At 46.1% G+C, this 8,636-nt stretch carries 7 protein-coding genes; 5 read left to right on the forward strand and 2 right to left on the reverse strand.

What is annotated here, in order from left to right; translation table 11 throughout:
• Positions 1–73 precede the first annotated feature (73 nt).
• Complete coding sequence (locus CRO25_RS26655) at positions 74–628, forward strand: hypothetical protein (RefSeq protein ID WP_064641601.1); 555 nt, start codon at positions 74–76, stop codon at positions 626–628.
• 116 nt (positions 629–744) lie between these two features.
• Here CRO25_RS26655 and CRO25_RS26660 read toward each other — a convergent pair whose 3' ends face one another.
• Positions 745–1,206 carry a VOC family protein gene (locus tag CRO25_RS26660; protein ID WP_072733851.1) on the reverse strand — a complete coding sequence of 154 codons (462 nt, stop codon included), beginning with the start codon at positions 1,204–1,206 and terminating at the stop codon, positions 745–747.
• 161 nt (positions 1,207–1,367) lie between these two features.
• Between CRO25_RS26660 and CRO25_RS26665 the strand changes: the two genes are divergently transcribed.
• Together CRO25_RS26665 and CRO25_RS26670 are read left to right on the forward strand one after the other, a co-directional pair.
• Positions 1,368–1,802 carry an Lrp/AsnC family transcriptional regulator gene (locus CRO25_RS26665; protein WP_064641603.1) on the forward strand — a complete coding sequence of 145 codons (435 nt, stop codon included), beginning with the start codon at positions 1,368–1,370 and terminating at the stop codon, positions 1,800–1,802.
• A gap of 182 nt (positions 1,803–1,984) precedes the next feature.
• A complete protein-coding gene (locus tag CRO25_RS26670) occupies positions 1,985–3,133 on the forward strand; it encodes a glycerate kinase (protein WP_079697069.1) in 1,149 nt (382 codons plus the stop codon).
• Positions 3,134–3,223: 90 nt separating this feature from the next.
• Here CRO25_RS26670 and CRO25_RS26675 read toward each other — a convergent pair whose 3' ends face one another.
• Positions 3,224–3,616, reverse strand: a complete 393-nt coding sequence (locus tag CRO25_RS26675) for a helix-turn-helix domain-containing protein (protein WP_079697070.1) — start codon at positions 3,614–3,616, stop codon at positions 3,224–3,226.
• A gap of 236 nt (positions 3,617–3,852) precedes the next feature.
• Between CRO25_RS26675 and CRO25_RS26680 the strand changes: the two genes are divergently transcribed.
• Both CRO25_RS26680 and CRO25_RS26685 read left to right on the forward strand, forming a co-directional pair.
• On the forward strand, positions 3,853–4,596 hold the full coding sequence (locus tag CRO25_RS26680; RefSeq protein ID WP_079697071.1) for an SDR family oxidoreductase: 744 nt from the start codon (positions 3,853–3,855) through the stop codon (positions 4,594–4,596).
• Positions 4,597–4,866: 270 nt separating this feature from the next.
• A complete protein-coding gene (locus tag CRO25_RS26685; RefSeq protein WP_079697072.1) occupies positions 4,867–8,451 on the forward strand; it encodes an S-layer homology domain-containing protein in 3,585 nt (1,194 codons plus the stop codon).
• Positions 8,452–8,636: the final 185 nt, after the last annotated feature.

An 8,636-nucleotide genomic window follows, 5' to 3' on the forward strand; every position in this document is an offset into this window, starting at 1 on the left:
AGTAAGATTCCAATATAGGGTACCTATGTTATTATGAAGGAATAGTGCCAACTTGATAAGGGGAAATTTCATTATGACAGAACCACGCTCCATCTATATCCTGCTTACGAATACGGGAACGTTGTTTACCAAAGTCATTCAGAGTTACACCAGAGCACCATACAATCATGCCTCCATCTCATTTGACCGGGAATTATCCGAGCTGTACAGCTTCGGTCGCAAGCATCCGAGCAATCCGCTGAATGGCGGGTTTGTGAAGGAAGATATTCAGACAGGTACATACAGTAAATATCCAAATACCACATGTGTCATTTATGAGCTTCAGGTGACGGAGCGTGAAGTGGAAAAAATGAAACGGGTGCTGCACATCTTCATCCGCAGCCGCCAGAAATATATGTACAATCTGCTTGGTGTGATTGGTATTACGTTGAAGGAGCCAGTAGAGTTTAGCAACTCCTACTTTTGCTCACAATTTGTTGCCGAGATACTGCAGCGTTCAGGCATCAAGCTGTGGAACAAGCTGCCTGCGCTGGTGACCCCAGATGATTTTCGCCAAAGTGAACAACTACAGTTGGTGTATGAAGGGAAGTTAAAGGAGTATAAGCCGGGTATTGAAGAGGGGGAATGAGGGCAAGGAGTATGTCTTAAGCCCATACGCTCGCTGTCCTATCGCTCAAAAAACATAGTATAAAACAGCCTGCCGCCACGGATTTCCGCGCAACAGGCTGTTCGGTTTGTGTAACGCTAGATCGATGGTGTAGAGGAACGGTCAAAATCAACCTCTTCGAGGAATTCGATCACTTCACCATTTGGACTATGCACAACCGCATTTCGAACTTGAAGTGGGGGCTCACCAAGTGAGATCCAATCGGGTTGAATATATGGTTTTGCACCATGAGCAAGCGCTCGCTCGTAGATCTCTTCCACATGGTCTACGTAAAAGGCGAAATGCAGTAATGCCCCATGTTTTACTGCTTCGGGAGACTCTGCTGGTTCACCTTCGGCCGCGATTACGGCTCCGGGGTCAAACAGTTCAATGCAGGTCCGTTGATCCGGTGAGATCAGCATGCACGCCTCGGTAATTTGGAAGGCGGGCAGACTCCAGGAGTGACCAACTTTAAATCCTAAAACATTCGTATAGAATGAGAGGGTATCCTCATAATTACGTGCTTGAATGGCTACGTGAGCAAGTCCGTTTACACTCATGCTCATCACTCCTTCGTCAGATTGTATTCTAAAGTATAAAGGGAACGGCGCATTGGAACCATGCGTTATCAAAGGATATAATGGGGTGAGAGTTGTAATTTATAAGCTCTTTTATTCCAAAAAACTTATTAAATTAGCCTGATTCTCGGGAGGGTCTACAAATGGGTTATGTTATAGATGAGATCGACCAGCAGATCATGCGCTTGCTACAGCACCATGCTCGTATGCCAATTGTACAGATTAGCAAAGAGGTGAACATGTCCCAGCCTTCAGTCAAGGAGAGAATTCTCAAACTGGAGGAAAACGGGGTCATATCGGGATATTCAACCATTTATGATCTGGCCAAACTAAATCGTGGGACAACGACGTTTATTTTACTCAAAACAGAGCATTGTGAGGAATTCGTTCACTTCTGTGAACAGGCTGTTGAGGTCACGGATTTATATCGGATTAGCGGTGAGTACAACTATCTGATCAAGGTACAGACGGCAACCATTGAAGAGCTTGCTGAGTTCCAAGACTCGCTTGTGAAGCTTGGTCCATCCAAATCCCATATCAGTATGAAAAATATAATGGAACACCGTGTGCTGCTCTAGGAAGCAGCGAAGCACGTTAGTGTATGGGTGGCAGGATATTCGGTCCTGCCATTATTCATTGTGCACATGCACAATGAATTTCGTCTGTTCATCAATATTTATGTGGCTCACCAGCAACTATAATGAAAGCGTGTTCAACGAGTAGAGTTTATCCTTTTATAACACGGATGGGGTGGGAGAAGATGAGAGAGACGACATTTGTACTGGCCCCGGATTCATTTAAAGAAAGCATGACAGCGAAAGAAGTATGTGTGGCCATGGAGAAAGGATTGCGTAAAATCTACCCAGCCGCGAACTATATTCATGTACCTATGGCTGACGGAGGCGAAGGAACCGTGCAGTCGCTGGTGGATGCTTCTGGCGGCGTAATTCACCAGAGAGAGGTGAGCGGGCCACTGGGACAACCTGTACTAGCGCAGTATGGTATTCTGGGCGATGGGTTAACGGCGGCGATTGAGATGGCATCGGCGAGCGGCATTCATCTGGTGACCAAGGCAACCCGGAACCCGCTTCACACGTCAACCTATGGCACGGGAGAGCTGATTCGGGCGTGTCTGGATCAGGGTATTCGCAAAATCATTATCGGAATTGGTGGAAGTGCGACCAACGATGGGGGTACAGGCATGGCCGAGGCGCTTGGCGTAACTTTTCTGGATGCACACGGGCATCCACTTGCACGTGGAGGTGGGGCACTTGATCAGTTGGCACATATCGATGTGACTGGGCTGGATGAACGATTGCAGGATGTGGAGTTCATTGTCGCCTGCGACGTAACGAATCCGTTATGCGGGGAGCATGGCGCCTCACGGGTGTTTGGGCCGCAGAAGGGGGCTACACCAGAGATGGTACGGGCGCTGGATGCGAATATTTCCCATTATGCAGATGTGGTGAAGCAGCAGCTGCACAAGGATATACGTGATGTGCCGGGTGCTGGTGCGGCAGGTGGTTTGGGCGCAGGGCTTTTGATTTTTACACAGGCTGTGTTGCGCAAAGGCATTGAAATCATCATTGAATACACTGGATTGCGTGACAAGCTGGTACATGCGGATGTGGTGCTTACGGGCGAAGGCGGCATTGATTTTCAAACGAAATTTGGCAAGACACCTTACGGTGTAGCGCGTGCTGCAAAGGAAGCGGGCAAGCCAGTTATCGCCATTGCAGGTTACGTTGGTGAAGGGATAGATACGTTGTACACTGAAGGAATTGACGCGGTGTTCGGTATTGTGCCGGGGGCGGCTGATCTGGAACAACTTCTGCGCCAAGGCCCGGAGAATGTGGAGCGTACAACCGAGAATATTGCGAGAGTGCTGAAATTGGGTCTGATTTCTTAACATTCTGTGGTTCGGTTATGTGGGGTAGCCTGTTCATAACAGACGGCAATACTGGCATCCCTTCTGCTAACAGAGATGAAGGCATGAGTGTTATTCAGATTTCGCTTCGTTATGGGATTCCTCGACTAATTTCTCCGCAGTAATCATATGTTTGGTTCCGTTCACGTATTCCAGATGCGCCTTGCCCCAGCCGCACATGCCATCCAACAGCGTACCAATCGTCTGCCCGTGTTCGGACAGACTGTACTCGACCTTCGGTGGAACATCGCCATAGAGAGTGCGCACAATAATCTGATCCTGTTCCAGCTCGCGCAGCTGTTTCGTTAACGTCCCCTGCGCTACATCGGGAATCATGCGTCTTAGTTCACCAAATCGCTTCGTGCCTTCCTTCAATAAAATAAACAGGATGAGCGGTTTCCATTTTCCATTAATGGCTTCCAACGTAACGAGTACACCTTGTAAGCGTGGCTCCTGTAAATCCATAGTATTCACCTCAATTTAAACAACTATATGTAACTTCATCATACCTGATTTCTTCGCGTTCTGCTTGTTTTGTCTATGTGAATTGGGAGGAATAACTGTGTAATCTGGCTCCCATAGTACGAATATTCGTACCTGGTACGATATAATTGCGTACTGTTCAGGGCTAATCTTTTCGATAATAATGAACAAAACGCTGGTACAACGAAAGTTCTGGCGCTACGAGGGGAAGATGCAGAATGAGTCCATTTACATTGGAGAATAAACGTGTCGTGATTATAGGAGGAAGCTCTGGAATTGGACTTGCAACAGCCGTGCAGGCTGCTGAGGCTGGTGCACAAGTGGTTATCGCGGGACGATCAGAGACCAGGCTAGAGGAAGCGAGGGAGCAGATTGCTCATGTCGCATGCAAAGGCAAGACTGGAGAGGTGTCCATCGAAGTTTATGTGTTGGATAATCAGAATGAACAGCAAATCGAGCAATTTTTCAATCAGGTTGGCGCATTCGATCACCTGTTCACACCTGGAGCTGCATACACCCGTGGTCCGTTAACTTCAGATCGGGAGACGGCCGAAAGCTGCTTCAAGGGCAAGTTTTGGCCTCAATATTTTGCTGCCAAATACGCAGCTCCGTATCTATCGGCTTCGGGTTCGATCACGTTAATGTCGGGCGGCTTCAGCCAACGCCCACTGGATGCAGGGGCCTCTTACGCTGCGTGTAACGGAGCGATTGAAAGTCTGGGCAAAGCACTTGCAGTGGAGCTCGCGCCTGTTCGCGTGAATGTCGTGTCCCCCGGAACCATCTGGCGAGAGGGACAGGAGGGTACACCTCGCGGTGAACATTTCAAAGACTATGAGAAGCTGTCTGTGCTCAAGCGTGTGGGGTACAATGAGGAGATTGCACATACGGTTACGTACCTTATGACGAATACATTTACGACAGGGAGCACATTGTTTGTCGATGGCGGATACACGATGATTTGATGCGTCTACCTGTTTGATGTGGCAAGGAGCGGTTGAAGGGTTGCGGAGAACGTGAAACTTATCTTAAATTTTGTGCAATGTAGGTCTCTATAATTACCCGAAGTAATAAAAATGGTGAATAATGACGAAAAATATTTGAAATCCGGCCTGTTTTTCACCTACAGGCCGGATTTTTTTCCGTTTATTGGAGCGAATGTTCAGAATCCGTTCAGAACTGTGTACTACAATAGGCCTATATTTCGAGAAGTGAGATGAGGGAGGAAAGAATATATGCAATACAGGAAAATATTCAGCATGCTGCTTATTTTGGTTTTGGTAGCTCCATGGTTGGTAGCACCAGCAGGAAAGGCAAGTGCAGGAGCATCGTATCCGGTACCAGGGAATAATGGTCTATTAACGATAAAGTATGTGGACGAGAACTCAATTGAACTAAATTGGGATTATGCTGAATCCGAATCTTCTACACCACCTGATGTAAATTACCAGGTTTACATATCCAATAATTCTGATCTTGCAGACATGCAACAAATCAGTGGAGCATCAGGCCAGGCTTATGGTGATCCGATTAATGGTTTAGAAGCTACAGATGGTACATTTTCAAAAACAATCACGGATCTAATTGAAGGTGATACGTACTATTTCAATGTCGTTGTTAAAGATCGATATTTGGAAGCTGCGTATCAAATGCAATCTATCCAATTCACTGCACAACTGAGTGAGCTGGATCAGTACAACGAGCTCAAAAAGAAGGCAGACCGGGGTAACAGCGATGACTTCATCCAAGAAGCTATTTTGCTTTTTAGTAATGCGAAATTCATTGGCGAGCCTGATTTTAAATCTTTGCCTGTAGGAGATCAGGAGGCTATTGCACAATACTTATTAGAAATAGATCCACCAACAAGCGCTGGATACGAGAACAAAGGGCAAGTTGAGTTTTTGGTGCAATTAGCTCTGAAAGCCCTTGAAGTGACTCGCCAAATCGGGGGACAAAGCTCCATAACTGCACTTGATGACATGTATGCGAAACAGGCAGAACGAGGGCAGCATTTTGATTACCCTGGTCCAGAAGATAAATTCTATCAACTCATTAATGCATATCGCACTTCCTCCGAGATTGATAAACGAATGACTGCTTATCTGTACGAGCTTAGACTCAAAAAAACACCGTCCATTTCTCGTGTGTTGAAATATACAGACACAGCAGTAGAAAAAACGCCATTCATTAATCGTGCAAACACGACTGAGGAAATGTTGAAATCGTTGCAGAAATTCCGTGACATTGAGAAAGAGAGTAACTCATACAACACTGCGAATCCGGAAAACCCGATGGCGATCTTTCCTTTGAATGTAAGTAAATGGGAAAATCTCACAACCGAAGAGCAGGAGCATTTGGCTGATCATATGCTTACTGAAAGACCGATTGGTGGATATGCAAGTTTTGAATCCATTCAGACTACATTTAACGAATTTTTCCCTGGTAATGAAATTGATGCGTTGGCTGCTGTAAATGGTGCAAAGAGTAGCAACGATATTGATGGTATGATTCTGGCCGTGGAAAATCCTGATCTGGAAATTAATTTACCGAATGGATACTATGAATCCTTGCAAGTTAAGAAATTCATTGCTGGTTTCCTGATTGATTATGTGAAAAATGATTATAAGAATAAAGATCAGGTTCAATATATGATTGAACTCGCTGTTCTGGCACAATCCATCTGGGGGCAGAAGGAATTCGACGTTCTTAAAAACAAACTGGATTTATTTGCACAAAAGTTGGCGGATGGACCAGATTATTTTAATGACCAACAAACATATGTGCTGCGCAGCCTGGGGAAACAACATTTGGACCGTAGCCAAGTAGATAAAGGTGTTTTTGCTTATAAATACCTGCATCAGGTGGCTTTTGAAAGGTTGGAAGGAGAATTTAAAGGGAATATTGTTAATCCGGAGATTGTACTGAGTCTCTTTTCTATGCCTTTGGAATCCTTTGAGAATGCTACTTCTATTCCGCTAATGGATGAATGGCTTGATCATGCCATGAACGAATGGATTGCAGGGGAAGCATTATTCGATAACTATAAATTTAGACGTACAGGTGCCCTTGATTTGTCCAAAAGAGCTGATCTCAGCCCGGAAGGCCGAAAAGAACTGGCCGAATGGGTGCTTAACGAACAAGACAGATACGAGGATGTTGGGAATCTACAATATGTGATCAACCAATTCTTTACGGCCCCTAATGTAACGGGAAATGATATCAACAACACGATAACCGGCTTGGATGACACGATGGAGATCTCCCTTAACGGCAAACTGAACTGGATTGATGTTGCGTCTATTCAGAAATTTGATTTTAGTGGTGACAAAACGGTATGGGTTCGTTACAAAGCCATCAGTGACTTATTGCCAGGACGTGCGGTGAAGATTGTCTTCACGGCGAATGGCGATAGCAATAACGGAAATGGTTCAACACCAAACACGGGTGGAAGCACAGGTGGTGGATCGTCAGTGACTACACCTGTAACGACTACACCGACGACCAAGCAGGAACAAATCGTCGTGGACGTGAACGGAGCGAATGGCACCAACCTCACCAAAACGCCAATTACACGTACAACCGAGGTAGACGGTACGATTAAGGACCTCGTGAAGATGTCTGAGGCGATTGCCAAGGAATCGGTGGAAAAAGCGAAGCAATTAAACATGAATACTGCACGCATTGTCATCCCTGACGCCAAAGATGCTGTGTCTGAGACACGCATTGAACTGCCAAAAGCAGCGGTGAAACAGCTGAATGATGGTGGGCTTAACCTTGAGATTTCCACAGAGAACGCTATTATCTCGGTTCCAACGAAGTCGATTGCCGGATTCGACCAGGATCTGTACTTCCGCGTCGTTCCGTTGAAAAAGGAATCCGAGCGTAAAGAAGTGGAAGAACGTGCGAAGAAAGAGCAGTTGATTCAACAGATTACTCCAAATTCAAACGTGAAAGTACTGGCTCGTCCGGTTGAGATTGAAACGAATATGCAAAGTCATGAAGTAACACTGACATTACCGCTGCGTGACAGTCTGCCAACTGATCCGGCTGCACGCCAGCAAGCTTTGGACAACCTGGCTGTGTACATTGAACACAGTGACGGCACGAAAGAGTTGATTCAAGGTAAGCTCGTGAAGCTCAGTGATTCCAGTGAAGGCATCGAGTTTACAGTTAACAAATTCAGCACGTTTACCCTCGTTGTGGTGGATGGACTGAAAGCTTCCCAAGGCTCGCACAACCCGTATATCAACGGTTTTGATGCGGATTTCCGTCCGGATGCATTCGTAACCCGTGCGCAAATGGCAGCGATGCTGGCTCGTAATCTGTCTGATGAAGCGGGAACTGCATCCTCGAACGCTGTAAACTACGACGATGTATCTGCTACCCATTGGGCAGCGAGTGATATTCAAAAAGCGCAATCCGCAGGCATCATGAACGGTATGAACGCCACTCAATTTGCACCCGAAGGTTCGATTACCCGTGCACAAATGGCGACCATTGCATACCGCTGGATACAGCAACAAAGCGTAGACGCATCAAGCAGCACAACACAAGCAACAGATGGTGCTGGATTTACAGATGTGTCCGCCGACCTTTGGGCTTTCGATGCAATTGCCTACGTACAATCGGCTGGCCTGATGACCGGATATAACGATGATACATTTAAACCGAACAGCAAACTGACTCGTGCTGAAGCCGTGAAAGTATTAAATGTACTGTTCAAACGGACGCCGGTAACAGGCGTAACTACGCCATCTTTTATAGACGTACCTGCAACACACTGGGCTTTTGCAGACATTGAGGCTGCGGCACAGAAATAAGATAACCATATCTATAACAAAAGGGGAGCCCAACCATGAAAACATGGCGGGGCTCCCCTTTAAATTATTTAAAGCCAGCTCAGCAAGCACTGAAGTGACCCCTTAAAGTTAGACAAATATTTTTATGCAACCTGTATGGCATGAATTCGGTATTGTACCGGGCTCATGCCTTTTAATTTTGACTT

This window comes from Paenibacillus sp. RU5M, from assembly GCF_900221055.1.
GTDB classification, from domain to species: domain Bacteria; phylum Bacillota; class Bacilli; order Paenibacillales; family Paenibacillaceae; genus Paenibacillus; species Paenibacillus marchantiae.